Below are 18,058 nucleotides of genomic sequence, written 5' to 3' on the forward strand. Positions count from 1 at the left end.
GATCGCCCGCCTCCTGCCAATTCGGGCAATCCTCGATATGCAGCACCTGGATCTTCACACGCCCATTCTCCCGCGCAACTCGCGGCGGCTGGCCACCCCGCACCTTCTTGATCAACACGCCCTAGCCGCGCCGGACCCGGCCGGCGCGGCCGGCGCTCCCGTGCTCGGGTGAACCGGGCTCCGAATGGGTTTAGGTGCGCATGGTAGGCTGTGGGCGATGATCTCTTCGGCCCGGACTCCGCGCTCCACGACGCTGAATGAGCAATTGTTGATAATGAGGCTCATTACCAGCGTCGGTTTGGCGCTGCTGCTGATGTTGGGTCTGGCAGCGACGGGTCACACAGAGGCGGACGGTTCGACTCCTGTTCCGCTGGTGATTTCTGGGTTCATGGACCCCCACGTCGAGCCCGTGGCAGACGCCCCAGTCGAGCACGAGGCGGTCGCCGGTGGCGTCGTTTCTGGGCCGAACGCGTTGGTGGGCGCTGCGCTGTGCATGTTGGGCGTGTTGTGCGGGCTGACGTTCATGGTGGTGCTGCGGGGGTTGTGGCGTCGGCGGATGCCTCCGGTTCTCGGTGACGGGCCACGGATGCCTTCGCTGCTTCCGGCGCCGGCTGCCCGTGCTCACCCGATTGTCTTTTCGTTGACGCAGTTGGGTCTTTCCCGAACCTGACATTTGGCACGCCACCCTTTCCGGGTGGCGCTTCGTCCCGGGCTGCGTGCCCGGGTTCTGTCCTGTGCCGTGTCTTGGTTTGGAGTACCCGATGAAAACCCCTGTGAAGGCGACGCTCGTCACCATTGCCGTTGTGGTGGTGATGGTGATCGCCGCGTTGATCTATGTCCTTGTCAATCAGAGCCAGTCCGCTCCACCTTCATCTGGGGGCGGTGACGCATCCCCGCAGGTGGTGCGGGAGAGCTCGCATGTCCTCGACGACGGCGGGGAGGGCGCTGTCACCCTGGTGGAGTTCCTCGACTTCGAGTGCGAGGCGTGTGGCGCGTTCTTCCCGATCGTGGAGGATATGCGGGAGCAGTTCGCTGGGGAGATCACGTATGTGGTCCGCTACTTCCCGCTGCCCGGTCACTTCAATTCGAAGAACGCGGCGGTCGCGGCGGAAGCGGCCGCGCAGCAGGACCGGTTCGAGGACATGTATGTCCGGTTGTTCGAGACGCAGGCGGAGTGGGGTGAGGCGCAGGAGTCTCGCGCCGACCTGTTCCGTGGCTTCGCGGAGGAGATCGGTCTGGACATGGCCGCCTATGACGCCGCCGTGGCGGACCCGGCTACGGCGGAGCGGGTGGAGCTGGATTTCGAGGAGGGCCAGGCGCTCGGGGTGAGCAGCACGCCGACGTTCTTCCTCGACGGTGAGCTGCTCGAGCTGCAGGAGTGGGACGACCTCGAGAACGCCATCCAGGCTGCGGTGAACGGTGGCCGGTGATGCGGGCGGGTTTGACGCATCGGCGGGCGATCATCGTCGGCGCCGGGCAGTCTGGGCTCGCGGTTGCCGCGGCTCTGGCCGCGGAAGGGCTGCGGCCGCAGCACGAGTTTGTGGTGATCGACGCCGCCAGCACGGGGCAGCGTTCCTGGTCCTCACGGTGGCATTCGATGGAGCTTCTCAGCGACGCCCGGCATAGCGCGCTGTCTCCGCGGCGGCTGCTGGGTGACCAGCGCCGGCATCCGCGAGTGGACGAGATGGCGGACTACCTCACCTTCGTGGAAGCCGGGCTGGGCGTGGAGACGGTCTGGGGCATCCAGGCGACCGGGGTGGAGCATCGCGGGAACGGCTCGACTCTGCTGCTGTCGACGACGGCAGGGGAGGTGCAGACCCGCAACGTGATCTGCGCGACGGGCGCGGCCGCGCACCCGCGGATTCCGGAGTGGGCGTCTCTGCTGACGATGCCCGGGGTGGTGCTGCACAGCAGCGAGTACCTGTACCCGAAGCAGATCCCCGTCGGCGACGTGCTCATCGTGGGCGGCGGGAACAGCGGTGTGCAGCTGGCCCGCGAACTGTCCGCGTCGCACACCGTGACGCTGTCCGTGCGAACCCGGCGGCAGCATCGCCCCGCGATGAGCTATCCCGCCGCGGCGGGGGAGAGGGTGCCGCTGTTCTCGCGGGAGCGTCGCCCCGAGCCGATCTTCGGCGACAGCTATGAGCAGCTGCGCCGCGTCGGGGTCACGATCGCAGCTGCGGTGCAGGACGCGGCCGGCGCCGGGGTGACCTTCGCCGATGGCACGCAGGCATCCCCCCGCTCGGTGATCCTCGCCACCGGCTACACCCCTGGCGACGACTGGCTCCCGGAACCGGCCCGCGTCGACCGGCCGCGGCGCACCCTGACCGGCCTGCCCGGGCTGTTCGTGGCGGGGATGCCGCAGTACGGCGGCCGCGGCTCCGACACCCTCGCCGGGGTCTGGAAAGACGCGACGACGATCGCCCAGCACATCATCAACCGGCCCTGAAAGGACCACCGCCTTGACCACCGTCACCGACCACGAACACCCGCACCGATCCGGCTCACGGAGACGCATCCTCCTCCTGTCCACTCTGACGACGCTGCTGCTGGCCGCCGGGCTCCTGTTCGCCACCGCGGCGCCCGCAGCCGCGCACGATGAGATCGTCTCCTCCTCCCCGGAAGCCGGATCCACGGTCAGCGTGGTCCCGGAGGAGATTTCGCTGACGTTCAGCGGCGAGATCCTCACCGATTTCAGCGCCGTGATCATTGAGGTGGTCGCCCCGGACGGGCAGAACATCGCATCGGGGGATCCGGTCATCGACGGGACCACGGTCACCCAGGCGGTGACGCCTGGTCAGGCGGGCGTGTACACGGTGCGGTGGCGGGTCGTGTCCAGCGACGGGCACCCGATCAGCAACGAGTACCAGTACACCGTCGAAGCGGTCACCGTCCCCACCAGCGCCCCTACCCCCGAAGCGACCGAGGAGCAGACACCCGACCCGTCTCCCACATCTGCCGCCAATACGTCCGGAGAGGTTCACAACGGGCCATCCGGAGGTTGGGAACTCCTCCCCGTCCTTGCGGTCCTGAGTGGCGTAATCGTGCTGGGCGGCGCGCTGGTGGTCGTGCTCATGGTGGCCAGAGAGCGTCGTCGCCGCGACCGAGCAGCCGCGGCCGCGGCCGCCGCGGATGGTGGAACCGCCGACGACCAGCAACAGAAGGAGAACCCCTCATGAAATGTCCGGTCGACGGGACCGCCCTGCTGATCACGGAACGCTCCGGGGTCGAGATCGACTACTGCCCGCAGTGCCGGGGCGTCTGGCTGGACCGTGGCGAGCTCGACAAGATCATCGACCGCGCCGCCGACCTTGCCGGCGGCGGCCGNGCCCTGCTGATCACGGAACGCTCCGGGGTCGAGATCGACTACTGCCCGCAGTGCCGGGGCGTCTGGCTGGACCGTGGCGAGCTCGACAAGATCATCGACCGCGCCGCCGACCTTGCCGGCGGCGGCCGGCAAACCAGCACCGCCCCCTATCCGCGCGAGGGCGACCACCGTTCTGACCGCGACAGGGATCATCACGGTCGCTCCGGGCGTCGGCGGAAGGAAGGGTTCCTCGGTGACCTCTTCGACTTCTGACACCAAAAACCTCTTCCTGATAGCCGGTCTGATGACCGGGTTATCAGCGGCCCTCGCGAACGCAGGAGGAGCCGCTGATGGTTCGTGAGCAGACCCGGCGGTTCGCGGTCGCGTGCCTGGCCGCCGCTGTGGTGGTCCTGGTCGACCAGGCGACGAAGGCGGCCGCACTGGGAGGGTTGAGTCAGGAGGAGCGGATCCCGCTGCTGGGGGATCTGCTTGGGCTGCAGCTCGCGTTCAACCCCGGCGCGATCCTCTCCCTCGGAGCCGGGGTCACCGGGCTGCTCACTCTCCTCGGGGTCGGTGCCGTGGTGCTGCTGGTCGTCGCCGCCGCGCGGGCGCGGACCGGATGGTGGGCGATGGGGATCGGCCTGATCCTCGGGGGCGCGATCGGGAACCTGATCGACCGGCTGTTCTCCCCCCCTGGGTTCGGGGTCGGGCACGTCACCGACTTCCTCGCCTACGGGAACCTGTTCATCGGCAACCTCGCCGACGTCGCCCTCGGTGCCGGCGTCATCGTCCTCGGCCTGAGCCTGTGGACCCGACACCGCCGCTCCCGCGTCAGCGCGGACAGCGCGGCGCCTGCGACGGGCTCCGTGGTGAGCGGGTCATGATGGCGAAGCAGCGGACCTCGCTGCAGATCCAACGCGACCCCAGCAGCGGCTGGGTGCTCGCGTTCTCCGTGCTCGCCACCCTCGGCCTGTTCGCCGGCCTGTTCGTGCCCCGCCGCCGGCTCTGGGTGAAAGCCCGCACCACCCCGGATGGTGTGCACGTCGAGTACGCGGGACTGGCCCGCGGCGAAGACCCCGCTTTGGCGCGCGCCGTCGACGAGTTCGCGACCCGCCACGCGCACGCCCTCGGCGTAGACCAGCCTGCGAAGGACACACCGTGACGACCGTGTGGATCCCGGACGCCCCGCCGACCCTCGGCGGGTTCCTCACCCCGGCCCCGCTTCCGGCTCCGGTGCTACCGCTCCTCGCGGGACTCCTCGCGGTCGCCTACCTGGCCGGTGCGATCCGGATGTGGGTCGGCGGCCGCGGCTGGCCGGTGTGGCGGACGGTCAGCTTCCTGCTCGGCTGCGTCGCCCTCGCCGCGGTCACCGGCCTGGCGGTGGAGAACTTCGGGTACGCCCTGTTCTCGGTGTTCATGTTCCAGCAGCTCACCCTGATGATGGCGATCCCGCCGCTGCTGGTCCTCGGCTCTCCCGGCACCCTGCTGCTGCGCGCCACCCCGCACCACGGCCCAGGTCTCCTGGTGCTCCGCGCCGCGCACGCCGGGCTACGCAGTCGCACCGCACGGTGGCTGCTCAGCCCGTGGCTGGCGGTGCCGCTATACCTGGCCGCGTTTTACGGTCTGTACCTGGCGAACTTCGCCGATCCGATCCTGTCCACCGTCACCGGCCATACCCTCCTCGAGGTCGGGTTCCTGGTCGCCGGGATGCTGTTCACCATCCCGATCCTGTCGTCGGACCCGCTGCCGGTGCGGATGAGCCACGGCGGCCGCGCCCTGGACGTGTTCGCCGAGGCCGCCCTGCACGCCTTCTTCGGCGTCTTCCTGATGATGGCCACCACTACCCTCATCGACGGGTTCGCCGGCCCGACGAGCGCGCTGGGCATCGACCCGATCGAAGACCAGCGCCTCGCCGGCGGGCTGGCCTGGTCCTACGGCGAGGCCCCCACCTTGCTGATGCTCATCTACGTCATGCACCGCTGGTTCCGCGACGACACCGCCCAAGCGGTCGCCGCCGACCGTCGCGCCGACGCACACGGCGACCCTGAGCTCGACGCGTACAACGACTACCTCACCCGACTCCACCAGAAAGACACCTGACCGATGCGCACGCCTTTGCCGACACCCGCCCCGGCCGCCGCGCCGGAGCAGGAGACGCCGCGCCGCACCGTGGCGGCATGGTCGCTGCCGGTGTGGGCGGCGGTGCTGGCATCCGCGGCCGCCGGCCTGCTGCTGGATCTCGCCTCCGCACCGGTGGGGTGGTGGCCGTTGACGTTCGTGAGTGTCACGGTCGCCCTGGTGGCCCTGATCGGCCGCAGCATCGGCGGGGCGCTGCTGGTCGGCACTGTGTTCGGCGCCGTGTTCTACACGACCCATCTGGTGTGGGTGGGGGAGTTCCTCGGCCCGGTGCCGTGGCTTGCCCTCGCCGGGCTGGAAGCGGTCCTGTTCGGCGCGGGCGCGGTGCCGATCGCGCTCGCCTACCGGTGGACCGCCCGCTATCCGGCCCGCGGCCTCGTGCAGCTGCTCGCGGTACCGCCGCTGATCGGGGTTCTGTGGACGGCCCGTGAGGTGGTGATGGGTGCGTGGCCGTACTCCGGGTTCCCGTGGGCGCGCCTCGGGATGACCCAGGTGGGCGGCCCGCTCGCGGAGGCCGTGTCGTGGACGAGCGTGACCGGCCTGTCCCTGCTGATCGTCATTCTGTGCGCCTCTGTGGTGCAGTGGATCCGCGCCGGCGGCATCCGCTTCATGCTCGGGTTGCACCCTGCTGTGAGCGTCGCCGCTCTCCTGGTGATAGCGCCGCAGTTCCCCACCGCGCCGGCCGGGGAGTTCCGCGTGGGATGGGTGCAGGGCAACGGTCCCACCGGGTACTTCGACGACAAGGCGCCCGGCGACGTCCTGGCCGCGCAGACCGCCGCCACGGTGCCGCTGTACGGGCAGCCGATGGATCTGCTGGCCTGGCCGGAGGGCGGCGTCGACGCCGACCCGCTCAGTGATCCCGCCGCCGCCGAGGCGTTGGACCGGGTCGTGCGCTCGGCCGGGGCGCCGTTGCTGATGAACGCCGCCACCACCCGCGGCGACGATGTCTTCAACACGTCCCTGCTGTGGACCGCGGATCCCACGGGCCGGCAGTGGCACGACAAGGTCAACCCGGTCCCGTTCGGCGAGTACGTGCCGGACCGGTGGTTCTACGAGCTGATCGTCCCCGACCTGGTGGGCTTGATCCAACGCGAATACACCCCCGGCAGCAACCCGCCGCTCGTGCAGGTCGGCGACGTCGGGGTGGGGTTGGCGATCTGCTTCGACGTGATCTACGACGCCGTGATCTGGGACGGTGCCCGCGCCGGCGCAGAGGTGTTCGTGTTCCAGACCAACAACGCCGACTTCCGCGGCACCGACGAGAACCTGCAGCAGCTCGCGTTCGCCCGGATGCGCGCCATCGAAACCGGCCGCGCGGTCGTCAACGTCTCCACGGTGGGCACCAGCCAGGTCATCACCCCGGACGGCACCACCGTCGACAGCATCGGCGTCGACACCGTTGACGCGTCGATCACCACCGTCCCGCTGCGCACCGGACTCACCCCGGCGGTGATCCTCGGTCCCTGGCTCACCGCTCTCATCGTCCTCGCTGCCGCCGGCGCTCTCACCGCGGCGGGGTTCTCCCACCGTGCCCGCACGCGTGCGGCCGCCGCAGATCGTTCGACTGATCCGGGGAGGCACCCATGAACACGCCACGGATGAGGCCTGCCGGAGGTCGACTGGCTTGGTCGCTGCGAACGCTGGCGACGGGCAGCGATCTCACCCTTCCTGGTGACCTGACGGCGGAGGAGTGTGGGTGCGCGCCCACGCCCGCGGAGAGCCGCGCATTCCGGGCCGGGGTGAGCCGGCGCACTCTGCTGACGGCGGGAACATTGAGCGCGGCAGCCGTCCTGGTCGCCGGCCCGCTGTTGCCGGCAGCGTTCGCGGCGACCTATCCGTCCTGGGAGGACGTGCAGGCCGCGAAAGCGAACGAGGCCACCAAAGCTGCCGAGGTGCAGCGGATCCAGGGCCTCATCCAAAGCCTGACCGGCGAGGTGGCGCGCACCCGCACCGCCGCCGAGCAGGCCGCCGGCGCGTTCTACACCGCCCAGCAGGAGTACTTCGACGCATCCATCCGCGCCGACACGTTGCAGTCCCAAGCCGACCTGGAAGCGCAGAACGCGACCGACGCGGCGAACAAGGCCGGCCGCATCGCCGCGCAGCTGTACCGCGACGGGGGCGACACCACCTCCCTCGAGCTGTTCCTCTCCGGGTCGGCCGCGACCGCGGACGATCTCCTGTCCCGGCTGGGCGTGATGGACAAGCTGCTGGAACGCAACCAGGCCGTCTACGCTGCGGCGCTCACCGCCCGCGATGCCGCGCAGAGCCTGACCGATCAGGCGGTGGTGGCCCGGGATGAGCGCGACCGGCTGCAGCAGGTCGCCGAGCAGAAGATGCTCGAGTCGCAGCAGGCCGCCGATGCTGCGCAGGCCGCGCTGGACGCGCAGACCCTCCACCTCGGCGAGCTGCAGGCCCAGCTCGCCGCCCTCGAGGACACCACCGCGAAGACCATCGCCGACTATCAGGCCGGGGTGGAGGCTGCCCGCATCGCCGAGGAGTAGCGGCGAGCGGCGGAGCGCGCCGAAGCGGAACGGCTCGCTGCCTCGGGAGGTGCTGGTGGGGGTGTGGTCAGCTCCGGGTGGGCACGGCCGACCTCCGGGCACCGCACCTCGGGGTTCGGGCCGCGCAGCTCCCAGTGTGGCAACGGGTACTGCTCGACCAGCTACCACTACGGCGTCGACCTCAGCGGCGGATGCGGCGCGGGGATCTACGCCGCCGCGGCCGGCACCGTCGTCTACGCCGGGTACAACGGCGGCTACGGCAACTACATCAAGATCGACCACGGCGGCGGGATCGGCACCGGATACGCCCACATCCGCCCCGGCGGCTTCTACGTCGGATACGGCCAACGCGTGAACGCCGGCGACCTGATCGGCAGCGAAGGCAACACCGGCAACGCGTTCGGCTGCAACCTGCACTTCGAGGCCTACGTGAACGGCTCCCCGGTCAACCCCATCCCCTTCCTCGCCGACCGCGGCGTGTCCATCTGATCCGAAACGAACCAGGACATCATGACTGACCAGACCGCCCCACCCGGCGGCGGCGACCAGCCCCAGACGCCCCCCACGCGCCGCAGCCTCCGCCGCGCCGCAACCCCGCCAGTCACCAGCATCACCACCCGCCCCCCACGGCGCCCGCCCGCAGAAACGTCCGCCCGTGGTCGGGTAATCGCGCTGCGCCCAGTGCGCTCCCTGGCGGTCCTGACGGTGGTCACCGGCCTGATCGCCACCTTCGCCCTCCCCGCGTATGCCGCCTGGCAGCCGGCGGACCTCGAGATCCCGACACTGCAGCAAGTCGCGTCCGAGGACGCGCAATCCTTGATCGTCGCCTCCGACGCGACTGGGACGCAGCTCACACGGGAGAGCTACTCGGCCACCACCCAGGCGGAGATCGACCAGAAGAAGGCGGCAGAAGCAGCCGCAGAACGTGCCCGCGCCTCCGCACAAGTCGCCTCGGTGCCCTTCGACTACAGCATCGTGCCCCAAGGCAGTGGAGCCGTGCGGTGGCCGGTGGGCGGTCCGTTCACCGTGACCGACCGCTTCGGTGCTCGAGGCGGCGCGCATATGGGCACCGACATGGTCGCTGCCGGCGGAACCCCCGTCTACGCGTCCGTCGACGGCGTCGTGCGGATCTCGCAGGACAGCTACGGCGGATACGGGGTGACCGTGGTGGTGGAGTCCGTGCTGAACGGGCAACAGGTGAGCACGGTGTACCCGCACATGCAGACCGGAAGCCGGCAGGTCGCCGCCGGGCAGACCGTCACGGCCGGGCAGCTGGTCGGACTCGTCGGCAGCACGGGACGCTCCACCGCGAACCATCTGCACTTCGAGGTCTACCTCGACGGAACCGCCGTGGACTCGCTGGCCTGGCTGGAAGCGAACGCGGGCTGACCGATGTGCACGGATCTACCGCGCCACCCCGCTCGCGGGCACCCCCTGACCGCAACGACGAAGAGGACGACCCTGCCATGACCGGAACCGACGCGCTCTCCCTCGACGGCATCTCACTGCTGCTGGTGTGGACGGCGATCGCCACCTACCTGCTCGCGTTCATCGCGTACACCATCGACCTGGCCGGGCGCTCCGTCCCCGCCAGCGTCCCGCAGCGGGAGCCGGTCCTGGCCGGCGCTACCGCACGGGCGGGCCAGCAGACGGACAACGCCCAGAGTGGGTCGGTGGACAGTGTTCGCACGCCGCCCGCGCAGCGTCAACGGCTGCTGTGGGCGCGGATCGGGACGTCGCTGACGGTCCTCGCGTTCCTGTTCCACCTGGCCGGCACCATCCTGCGCGGCATCGCCGCGGAGCGGGTGCCGTGGGCGAACATGTACGAGTTCGCGCTGACCGGCACGGTCTTGATCGTGGCCGTCTACCTGCTGGTGCTGCGCCGCTACGACCTCCGCTTCCTCGGTGCGTTCCTGATCGGCATGGTGGTGCTGCTGCTGGGTGGCGCGACGGTCTCGTTCTACGTCGAGGTCGTTCCGCTGATGGATCCGCTCAAGAGCGTGTGGCTGGTCATCCACGTCTTCGTCGCGTCCCTGGCCACCGCCCTGTTCGCGATCGCCTGCGGCATCTCCATCACCCAGCTCCTGCAGGCCCGCCGGGAGCGCCGCACCCGAGCATCCTCGGACACTGCCCGCGCCGACGGTCTTGGGTTTCTGCGCACTCTGCCCGCCGCCGACGTGCTCGAGTCCCTCGCGTACCGGTTCGCGATCGTGGGGTTCGTGTTCTGGACGTTCACCCTGATCGCCGGCGCGATCTGGGCCAACGACTCCTGGGGTCGCTACTGGGGCTTCGATGTCAAGGAGGTGTGGACGTTCGTGATCTGGGTGCTCTACGCCGGCTACATCCACGCCCGCGCGACCCGCGGCTGGCGCGGCACCCGCTCCGCCTGGCTGTCCATCATCGGGTTCGTCGCGGTGCTGTTCAACTTCACGATCGTGAACATGTTCTTCCAGGGCCTCCACTCCTACTCCGGGCTCACATGACCCCGCACCCCTGCCCCGCCCTCTTGCCCGAGCCGAAAGCACGCACATGACCCCGATACTCTCGATTCCCGCCACCACGGGTGCGGATGCCACTGAACGCGGACAGCGGTCACTCCGACCGCGACAGGAATGACTCCTCGCGTCTTGCGGGTCGCAGGGCCTGCGATCCTCGGCGGGGTCGCACTCATCGCCTTGGTCGGGGCGTTGTGGTTCGGTGGGGGTGCTGCGCAGATCCCACTCGGCGACGCCGGCCCTGTTGTGCGCTGGGGGCTTCCGGTCACGAAACTGGTCGTGAATCTCGCCGCCGCGGGCATGGTCGGTGTGCTCGTGACCGCCTTGTTCACGCTGCGGGCCGGTGAGCGCGAGTTCGACGTCGCCCTCGATACCGCGTCGATCTCTGCAGCCCTGTTCACCGTGGCCGCGGGCGCGACCGGGTTCCTCACGCTTCTCAGCGTGTTCAACCCGGCCATCGACGCAGGCCCCCAGTTCGGTGCCCAGCTCGGCCGGTTCCTCGTCGAGCTCGAGGTCGGCAGGACATGGCTGATCACGACGGTCGCCGGCGCCGCCCTCACCGTCCTGACATTCGCCGTGCGGTCCTGGGTCGGGACGCTTCTGGTCGCCCTGGTGGCGGTGGCCTCGCTCGTGCCGATGGGCACGCAGGGGCACTCCGGCGATGACGCCTTCCACCACGAGGCGATGATGGCGCTCATCCTGCACATCATCGGCGCCGCGGTGTGGCTCGGCGGGCTCCTGCTGCTCATCGCCGTCCGTCCAGCCCTCGACCGTCGCCGCATCCCCGATCTCGTCGCCCGCTACTCGAGCATCGCTCTGGCCGCGTTCGTGCTCGTCGCCGTGTCCGGCACGGTGCGCGCCGCCATCGGCCTGCAGGAGTGGTCCGATCTGCTCTCGCCCTATGGCGCGATCTTGGGCATCAAGGTCGTCGCGCTCGTCGGCCTCGGCCTCTTCGGGGCGTGGTACCGCACCCGCCTGATCGGCAGGATGCGCAGCTCCGACGCGGCATCCCGCCCTTTCTGGATGCTCATCGCGTTCGAGCTGGCACTGATGGGTGTGGCCAGCGGCGCCGCCGCAGCGCTGGCCCGCACTCCGCCACCGAACCCGGCCCCGCTTCCCGAGATCCCCTCGCCGGCAGAACGCCTCACCGGTGCCCCGCTGCCCCCGGAGCTCACGATCGAACGGTGGGTCACCGCGTGGAACGTGGACATGTTGTGGGCGGTGCTCGCCGGGTTCGCGATCTTCTTCTATCTCGCCGGGGTGTGGCGGCTGCGCCGGCGCGGCGACGCGTGGCCTGTGTATCGCACGATCATGTGGGTCGCCGGCATGGTGCTGCTGGTCTGGGTCACCGGCGGCGTCGTCAACGTCTACCAGGACTACCTGTTCAGCATGCACATGGTGGGGCACATGCTGCTCACGATGGCGATCCCGGTGCTGCTGGTCGCCGGCGCCCCGGTGACCCTCGCCGCCCGGGCGATCCGCAAACGCGACGACGGCACCCGCGGCGGGCGGGAGTGGATCCTGTGGGCGGTGCATTCGCCCGTCGCCCGCATCCTGACGAACCCGTTCGTCGCGGCCGCCCTGTTCATCGGCTCACTGTGGGTGTTCTATTACACCGACCTGTTCCGCTGGTCGCTGTACGACCACCTCGGCCACCAGTGGATGATCGCGCACTTCCTCATCACCGGCTACCTGTTCGCGCTCTCCCTGATCGGCATCGACCCGGTGCCGTGGCGGCTTCCCTACGCCGGCAGGCTGCTGCTGCTCATCGGTGTGATGGCGATGCACGCGTTCTTCGGCATCGCCATCATGATGCAGTCGGGGCTGATGGTCGCCGACTGGTTCGGGTCGATGGGTCGCACCTGGGGTGTCACACCGCTCGAGGATCAGTACACCGGCGGCGGTATCGCGTGGTCGATCGGTGAGATCCCCACCCTGATCCTCGCGATCACGGTCGCGATTCAGTGGAGTCGCAGCGACGACCGCGAGACCAAGCGGCGAGACCGGCACGCCGACCGCACCGGCGAAGCCGAGCTCGAGGCCTACAACGCACGCCTCACCGAGCTCGCCGACCGCGATGCTCGCAGCCGCAGATAGGGCGCACTACGTGACGACGAAAGAGGAGCTCGCCGACCGCTACGGTCGGGGACCGCGGCCCATCCGCCGCCGCGTGTTCTGGGTCACCGTCGCGACGGCGGCAATCCTGTCTGTCGCCGGGCTTTCGTGGCTGACTGTCTCGAACTCGCTCGACGACGTCGGATTCGACGAGACCGGATACGAGCTGGTCGATGCGCGCACCGTGACCGTATCCTTCCAAGCCACGCCACCCGCTGGGACGTCGTTCGCATGCGCGGTGCAGGCATTGGATGAGGCCTTCGGCATCGTCGGTTGGCGGGTCATCGAGTACCCCGCGTCCGAGGAGATCACACGAGCACTCGTGGAGACCATCCCGACCGTCGCGCAGGCAACGACCGGCACCGTGCAATCCTGCTGGGCCACATAGCCGCGCAAGGGAGGCCGTCGCCTGCGCCGGCTGAGTCTCTCAAGCGGTGGGCCTGTCTTCGTGGTCGATGCCGTGGTGCTCTTTGCCGCGCTCGAAGTTGAGCAGGCGGAGTGCGTTGCCGACGACGATCAGGGTGGAGCCTTCGTGGATGAGTACGACCGCGCCGATGTTCAGGCCGAGGAAGGTGGCGAGGATGAGGAACGCGACGATCGCGAGGCTGGCGATGAGGTTCTGCCGGATGATGCGGCTGGTGGCGCGGCTGAGCCGCACGGCGAACGGGACGCGGCCGAGGTCGTCGCTCATCAGCGCGATGTCGCAGGTTTCCAACGCGACGGTGGAGCCGGCGGCGCCCATCGCGATGCCGACGTCGGCGCGGGCCATCGCGGGGGCGTCGTTGACGCCGTCGCCGACCATCGCGATCGGTCGGTGGGTTTCGGCGAGGCGGGTGATCTGAGCGACTTTGTCCTCGGGGAGCAGTTCGCCGATCGCGGTGTCGACGCCGACTTCCCGGCCGACCGCGTCGGCGACGCGCTGGTTGTCGCCGGAGATCATCACGAGCTGCCCCACGTTCGCGCCCCGGAGCGCGCTGAGCACCTGGGCGGACTCCGCGCGGGACGCATCCATCACGCCGACGATGCCGAGGAACCGGTCGCCACGGCGGATGATCATCAGCGTCTGCCCGGAGTCCCGCGCCTGCGTGTACGCGTCGGCGAGCGTGCCGGTCAGCGCGAGTTGCTGCTCGTCGAACATGCGCAGGTTGCCGACGTCGACCCGCTCGCCGTCGATCGTCGCCGTGACGCCACGCCCGACGACCGCGTTCAGGTCTGTCGCGGTGAGGCGCTCGGCCTGGGGGACGCGGGGCTCGAGGTCGCGGACGATCGCCTCGGCCAGCGGGTGATCGCTGAGCGCTTCGACAGCGACCAGAGTGCGGATCAGCTCGGACTCGGGCACGTCGGCGGCGGGGGTGACGGACGTCACCCGGGGGGCACCCCAGGTCAGGGTGCCGGTCTTGTCGAACGCCATCGCCTTGACCCGCCCGAGCGTCTCGAGCGGGGCGCCGCCCTTGACGAGCACCCCGGCACGCGCAGCACGGGCGACCCCTGCCAGCACCGCGGCCGGGGTTGCGATCGCGAGCGCGCAGGGGCTGGCGGCGACGAGCACGGTCATGGCGAGGTAGAACGCGTCGGGGAACGGTTGCGCGAACGCGAGCCAGGAGATCAGGAGGGTGACGGCGACCCCGAGGATCACGGCGGGCACGTACCAACGCTGGAACCGGTCGATGAACTGCTGTGTGGGGGAGGCGGCCTGGTCGGCGGAGCGGACGAGCTCGACGACCTTGCTGAGCGTCGAGTCCGCGGAGGTCGCGGTGACCTCGACCTCGAGCACGCCGGACCCGTTCACGGTGCCGGCGAACACACGGTTGGCGGCGGGCAGGGTGTCGACGGTGCGCATCGCCCGCTCCGGGTCGGCCACCGGCTCCTTCTCCACCGGAATCGACTCCCCGGTGACCGCGGACTGATCCACCGCGGACACCCCGGAGATCACGAACCCGTCTGAGGGAATGCGGGAGTTCGGGCGGATGACGACGATGTCCCCGACGACGATCTCCTCCACCGGCACCTCCACCGGCTCGTCCCCGCCGCGGCGCACCAGGGCGCTGCGGGGAGCGAGCTCGGCCAGGGACTCGATGGACTTGCTGGCACGGCTGAGGGCGTATTCCTCGAGCGCGTGGCCGAGGCTGAACAGGAACAGCAGCACCGCCCCTTCCGCCCACCGGCCGATGAGGGCGGCGCCGATCGCGGCCACCAGCATGAGGAAGTCGACCTCGAACTTCCCTCGCATCGTCGAGGCGATCGCGGTGCGGAACGTGAAGAACCCACCGAAGAAGTAGGTGGCGAGGAAGAACACCAACGGCCACCCGACCATCGGCAGCCCCAACGCGAACTCGGCGATCATCCCGCCGGCGTAGGTCACGCCCGCGGCGATCGCGAACCACAGCTCCCACCGGGCCGAACCGTGGGAATGGTCGTGCGTCTCCGCAGCGGGCGCGGTAGTCGTCGGGGAAGAAGCAGTCATACGACGAGGATACATCACAAGATCATGACATATTGTAGTTGTGAATGATTATCGTGATCGGAGGGCACGATGGTGAGCATGGCCGGTACTGAGACGCGTCGGGAAGCAGGGACCCTGTCCGTAGCGGATGCTGAGCGTCTCGCCGAGATCATGCAGGCACTGGCGTCACCTGTGCGGCTGCGCATTCTGAGCGCGCTGAGTGTTCAGCCGAGCACCGTGACCGACCTCAGCGAACAGCTGCACATCGGACAGACGACCACATCGAACCATTTGCGGCTGCTGCGGCATCTGAGCCTGGTCCTTGGCACGCGCGACGGCCGGCACATCCACTACTCGCTCTTCGACGACCACGTCTCCGAACTGCTCGAGGAGGCCATCGGGCACCTCGAGCATCTGCCCGGCGGAGGATGACGCCTGCCGGAGCTCCCCGATTGACGAGAGTATTCCCGTTCACGTCGGGGGGCGCTGCTGCGGCCGGGGAGAGCGCGTCGCTGCCGGTTCGGACACGCTGCATGGTGTGTAGCCGATCGCCGCGACGGCCATGAGCTCCTGTAAGAATCCGCCACTACTCGCGGAATCCTGAACCCGAAACCCCAGCCAACTACCGTGGAATCGCGGCATTCCTCGCCATCTCGAGCGGGAACCTACACTGTTGTTGCTGCTGCGCCGGCGCCCGCGTTGTCGTCACGTCGCCGGATAACGTGGTGCCGTGCCGAAGTCTTTGTCGATGAATGAGATCCGTACTCGTGCTGCGCAGTTCATCCGCGACTGGCAAGGCGAGCCGGGTGACGAGCGTCAGCAGGCTCAGTCCTTCGTCCGCGACCTGCTCGGCGTCTACGGGATCACCCAAACGCGCGCGGCGTTCTACGAGCGGCGGGTGAAGCGTTCGTCGACGGGATCGCGGGGGTACATCGACGCCCTCATTCCTGGTCTCGTGCTGATCGAGATGAAGTCGGCAGGGAAGGATCTCATCGCGGCAGAGCAGCAGGCGCTTGACTACATCGACGACCTACCGGATCCCGAGGTGCCCCGTTGGGTGCTAACGAGCGACTTCCACCGATTCCGACTGCTGGACCTTCGCGCCGATACCTCTTCACCACCTGTCGAGTTCACGCTTGCGCAGCTGCGCGATGCGGCGGACAAGCTGGCGTTCCTCGCCGGCTACGGCGAGCGGATCTTCGGCTCCAAAGCCCAGGAGGCGGCGTCAATCAAGGCTGCGAAGCTGATGGCGTCCCTATACGAGGCCCTCGAGGGCTCCGGTTACGACGACCACGAAGCGTCCGTGTTCCTTGTCCGCACCCTGTTCGCTCTCTACGCCGATGACGCCGGCGTGTGGGACCGTGACCTCTTCCTCGAGTTCCTCGAGACACGCACCGCCCAAGACGGATCCGACCTCGGGCCTCAGCTGTCGCTGCTCTACCAGGTGATGGGTCGTGAGCCGGGGCGCCGTCAGTCGAACCTCGACGAGCTGATCTCTCGATTCCCCTATGTCAACGGCGGCGTGTTCGAGGAGCCCTTATCGATCCCGTCCTTCGACACCGCGATGCGCAATCGCCTCGTCGAAGCGGCCATGTTCAATTGGTCGGCGATCTCCCCGGCGATCTTCGGCAGCCTGTTCCAGGCAGTGAAGGACAAGGTCGCCCGCCGCGAGCTCGGCGAGCACTACACGACCGAGACCAACATCATGAAGGTCATCGGCCCGATGTTCCTCGACGAGCTCCGGCAACGGTTCGCAGATGGATTCCATGACACGCGCGCATTGAAGAAGCTGCGCACCGACATGAGCGACATGCGGTTCCTCGATCCGGCGTGCGGTTGCGGAAACTTCCTCGTCGTCGGGTATCGGCAGATGCGCGCTCTCGACTTGGAGGTGCTGCTGCGCATCCAAGAGCTGACCGGTGAGACCTCACGCACGATGTTCTTCACCGAAGAGCATCTCGCGGTGCGTCTCACCAGCTTCCACGGCATCGAACTCGAGGAATGGCCGGCGCAGATCGCCGCCACCGCATTGCACCTGGTGGAACACCAAGCGAACCAGGCGATGGAGCTGGCCCTAGGCGCCGCGCCAGATCCTCTTCCGCTGGACAAGATCAGGAGCATCCAGGTCGGCAACGCGCTGCGCATGGACTGGGCCGACGTCGTCGAACCGAGCGAGCACCTGTACATCATGGGCAACCCGCCCTTCCTAGGCCACGCGACCCGCTCACTCGAGCAGGCCCAGGAGCTGCGCGACGTGTGGCGTCGCAAGGACATCGGCCGGCTCGACTACGTCACCGGCTGGTATGCGAAGTCCCTCGAGCTGTTCAGCCGGCCGCAGTACGCCGGCGAGTTTGCCTTCGTCTCCACAAACTCAATCGCGCAGGGTGAGCCGGTGCCGGCGCTGTTCGGCCCTGTCTTCGCCGCGGGGTGGCGTGTCAAATTCGCGCACAGGACGTTTGCGTGGACGAGCGAAGCGCCTGGCGCTGCCGCAGTGCACTGCTCTGTCATCGGATTCGACCGAGCGCAGAAGAAACGCGCTCGACTGTTCGACTACTCGGGCAATGTGAAGGGCGAACCCGTTGAGCTGCCGGTGATCGGGCAGCTCAACGGATACCTCGTGGACGGGCCCAACGCGCTTGTCGAGCAGCGCCGTAGTCCACTGGCCCCGCAGCTTCCGCCAATGGTGTTCGGCAACATGGCGCGTGACGACGGGAACCTCCTCATCGAGGCGGAGGACTACGACGATGTCGCTGCGGACCCTGTCGCGGCAAAGTACATCCGCCCCTTCGTCGGTGCGCGCCAGCTCATCCACAACGAGCCGCGCTGGTGTCTTTGGCTCGTGGATCTAGATCCCAGCGACATCGCACGCTCGCCCGTGCTCCGGCGTCGTCTCGACGCCGTCCGGCAGTTCCGAGCGGCGTCCACTGCGGAGTCCACTAGGGCGTGTTGATCAAGAAGGTGCGGGGTGGCCAGCCGCCGCGAGTTGCGCGGGAGAATGGGCGTGTGAAGATCCAGGTGCTGCATATCGAGGATTGCCCGAATTGGCAGGAGGCGGGCGATC

Annotated in this window: 18 protein-coding genes and 1 pseudogene; 18 read left to right on the plus strand and 1 reads right to left on the minus strand. The window is 68.8% G+C overall.

Translation table 11 applies throughout. The annotated features are described in order from the left end of the window. The first annotated feature begins 274 nt into the window (after window positions 1–274). From ACQUSY_RS12760 to ACQUSY_RS12835, 16 genes and pseudogenes are all read left to right on the plus strand, one after another. On the plus strand, window positions 275–670 hold the full coding sequence (locus ACQUSY_RS12760; protein WP_054678994.1) for a hypothetical protein: 396 nt from the start codon (window positions 275–277) through the stop codon (window positions 668–670). A gap of 91 nt (window positions 671–761) precedes the next feature. Further along, the gene (locus ACQUSY_RS12765) at window positions 762–1,430 is read left to right on the plus strand and encodes a DsbA family protein (protein ID WP_045246904.1); all 669 of its coding nucleotides are present in this window, start codon (window positions 762–764) and stop codon (window positions 1,428–1,430) included. Continuing rightward, a complete protein-coding gene (locus ACQUSY_RS12770; RefSeq protein ID WP_045246903.1) occupies window positions 1,430–2,449 on the plus strand; it encodes an NAD(P)-binding domain-containing protein in 1,020 nt (339 codons plus the stop codon). The genes ACQUSY_RS12765 and ACQUSY_RS12770 overlap by 1 nt, the downstream gene beginning before the upstream one ends. Before the next feature lie 13 nt (window positions 2,450–2,462). Then, on the plus strand, window positions 2,463–3,179 hold the full coding sequence (locus ACQUSY_RS12775; RefSeq protein ID WP_204947465.1) for a copper resistance CopC family protein: 717 nt from the start codon (window positions 2,463–2,465) through the stop codon (window positions 3,177–3,179). Continuing rightward, window positions 3,176–3,316: pseudogene (locus tag ACQUSY_RS12780) on the plus strand (TFIIB-type zinc ribbon-containing protein); the annotation flags it as partial. The gene ACQUSY_RS12775 and the pseudogene ACQUSY_RS12780, both read left to right, overlap by 4 nt. 15 nt (window positions 3,317–3,331) lie before the next feature. Further along, complete coding sequence (locus ACQUSY_RS12785) at window positions 3,332–3,580, plus strand: TFIIB-type zinc ribbon-containing protein (RefSeq protein WP_428904842.1); 249 nt, start codon at window positions 3,332–3,334, stop codon at window positions 3,578–3,580. Window positions 3,581–3,657: 77 nt separating this feature from the next. After that, window positions 3,658–4,191: a signal peptidase II gene (locus tag ACQUSY_RS12790; RefSeq protein ID WP_045246901.1), complete on the plus strand. Its 534-nt coding sequence runs from the start codon at window positions 3,658–3,660 to the stop codon at window positions 4,189–4,191. Then, window positions 4,188–4,469 carry a cytochrome c biogenesis ResB family protein gene (locus ACQUSY_RS12795; protein WP_428904834.1) on the plus strand — a complete coding sequence of 94 codons (282 nt, stop codon included), beginning with the start codon at window positions 4,188–4,190 and terminating at the stop codon, window positions 4,467–4,469. Before ACQUSY_RS12790 ends, ACQUSY_RS12795 begins: the two co-directional genes overlap by 4 nt. Further along, window positions 4,466–5,407 (plus strand): cytochrome c oxidase assembly protein, encoded by a 942-nt coding sequence (locus ACQUSY_RS12800; RefSeq protein WP_428904835.1) that lies wholly within the window; start codon window positions 4,466–4,468, stop codon window positions 5,405–5,407. Before ACQUSY_RS12795 ends, ACQUSY_RS12800 begins: the two co-directional genes overlap by 4 nt. 3 nt (window positions 5,408–5,410) lie before the next feature. Further along, complete coding sequence (lnt, locus tag ACQUSY_RS12805; RefSeq protein ID WP_428904836.1) at window positions 5,411–7,030, plus strand: apolipoprotein N-acyltransferase; 1,620 nt, start codon at window positions 5,411–5,413, stop codon at window positions 7,028–7,030. A 185-nt stretch (window positions 7,031–7,215) separates the two neighbouring features. After that, window positions 7,216–7,944: a hypothetical protein gene (locus ACQUSY_RS12810; protein WP_428904837.1), complete on the plus strand. Its 729-nt coding sequence runs from the start codon at window positions 7,216–7,218 to the stop codon at window positions 7,942–7,944. A gap of 63 nt (window positions 7,945–8,007) precedes the next feature. After that, window positions 8,008–8,433: a M23 family metallopeptidase gene (locus ACQUSY_RS12815; RefSeq protein ID WP_428904838.1), complete on the plus strand. Its 426-nt coding sequence runs from the start codon at window positions 8,008–8,010 to the stop codon at window positions 8,431–8,433. A 21-nt stretch (window positions 8,434–8,454) separates the two neighbouring features. After that, a complete protein-coding gene (locus tag ACQUSY_RS12820; RefSeq protein ID WP_428904839.1) occupies window positions 8,455–9,333 on the plus strand; it encodes a M23 family metallopeptidase in 879 nt (292 codons plus the stop codon). A 77-nt stretch (window positions 9,334–9,410) separates the two neighbouring features. Then, window positions 9,411–10,427, plus strand: a complete 1,017-nt coding sequence (gene ccsB, locus ACQUSY_RS12825) for a c-type cytochrome biogenesis protein CcsB (RefSeq protein WP_045246027.1) — start codon at window positions 9,411–9,413, stop codon at window positions 10,425–10,427. A gap of 129 nt (window positions 10,428–10,556) precedes the next feature. Further along, window positions 10,557–12,536, plus strand: coding sequence for a bifunctional copper resistance protein CopD/cytochrome c oxidase assembly protein (locus ACQUSY_RS12830; RefSeq protein WP_045246025.1), 1,980 nt, complete (start codon window positions 10,557–10,559; stop codon window positions 12,534–12,536). A 10-nt stretch (window positions 12,537–12,546) separates the two neighbouring features. Next, window positions 12,547–12,942, plus strand: coding sequence for a DUF4307 domain-containing protein (locus ACQUSY_RS12835; RefSeq protein WP_428904840.1), 396 nt, complete (start codon window positions 12,547–12,549; stop codon window positions 12,940–12,942). A gap of 39 nt (window positions 12,943–12,981) precedes the next feature. On the opposite strand, the gene ACQUSY_RS12840 is transcribed toward ACQUSY_RS12835, so the two are convergent. After that, window positions 12,982–15,018, minus strand: a complete 2,037-nt coding sequence (locus ACQUSY_RS12840; RefSeq protein WP_048809453.1) for a heavy metal translocating P-type ATPase — start codon at window positions 15,016–15,018, stop codon at window positions 12,982–12,984. Window positions 15,019–15,096: 78 nt separating this feature from the next. Between ACQUSY_RS12840 and ACQUSY_RS12845 the strand changes: the two genes are divergently transcribed. Both ACQUSY_RS12845 and ACQUSY_RS12850 read left to right on the plus strand, forming a co-directional pair. Then, the gene (locus tag ACQUSY_RS12845; RefSeq protein WP_045246029.1) at window positions 15,097–15,429 is read left to right on the plus strand and encodes an ArsR/SmtB family transcription factor; all 333 of its coding nucleotides are present in this window, start codon (window positions 15,097–15,099) and stop codon (window positions 15,427–15,429) included. A gap of 298 nt (window positions 15,430–15,727) precedes the next feature. Beyond that, a complete protein-coding gene (locus ACQUSY_RS12850; RefSeq protein ID WP_428904841.1) occupies window positions 15,728–17,947 on the plus strand; it encodes a DNA methyltransferase in 2,220 nt (739 codons plus the stop codon). Window positions 17,948–18,058: the final 111 nt, after the last annotated feature.

It is taken from the genome of Microbacterium daqui (assembly GCF_050408675.1).
Lineage (GTDB): Bacteria > Actinomycetota > Actinomycetes > Actinomycetales > Microbacteriaceae > Microbacterium.

What these genes read in the sequence shown, in the direction of transcription:
- ACQUSY_RS12760 (WP_054678994.1), top strand. Translation starts at nt 275, where the DNA reads ATGAGGCTCATTACCAGCGTCGGTTTGGCGCTGCTGCTGATGTTGGGT.
- ACQUSY_RS12765 (WP_045246904.1), top strand. Translation starts at nt 762, where the DNA reads ATGAAAACCCCTGTGAAGGCGACGCTCGTCACCATTGCCGTTGTGGTG.
- ACQUSY_RS12770 (WP_045246903.1), top strand. Translation starts at nt 1,430, where the DNA reads ATGCGGGCGGGTTTGACGCATCGGCGGGCGATCATCGTCGGCGCCGGG.
- ACQUSY_RS12790 (WP_045246901.1), top strand. Translation starts at nt 3,658, where the DNA reads ATGGTTCGTGAGCAGACCCGGCGGTTCGCGGTCGCGTGCCTGGCCGCC.
- ACQUSY_RS12795 (WP_428904834.1), top strand. Translation starts at nt 4,188, where the DNA reads ATGATGGCGAAGCAGCGGACCTCGCTGCAGATCCAACGCGACCCCAGC.
- lnt (WP_428904836.1), top strand. Translation starts at nt 5,411, where the DNA reads ATGCGCACGCCTTTGCCGACACCCGCCCCGGCCGCCGCGCCGGAGCAG.
- ACQUSY_RS12820 (WP_428904839.1), top strand. Translation starts at nt 8,455, where the DNA reads ATGACTGACCAGACCGCCCCACCCGGCGGCGGCGACCAGCCCCAGACG.
- ccsB (WP_045246027.1), top strand. Translation starts at nt 9,411, where the DNA reads ATGACCGGAACCGACGCGCTCTCCCTCGACGGCATCTCACTGCTGCTG.
- ACQUSY_RS12830 (WP_045246025.1), top strand. Translation starts at nt 10,557, where the DNA reads ATGACTCCTCGCGTCTTGCGGGTCGCAGGGCCTGCGATCCTCGGCGGG.
- ACQUSY_RS12840 (WP_048809453.1), bottom strand. Translation starts at nt 15,018, where the DNA reads ATGACTGCTTCTTCCCCGACGACTACCGCGCCCGCTGCGGAGACGCAC.
- ACQUSY_RS12845 (WP_045246029.1), top strand. Translation starts at nt 15,097, where the DNA reads ATGGCCGGTACTGAGACGCGTCGGGAAGCAGGGACCCTGTCCGTAGCG.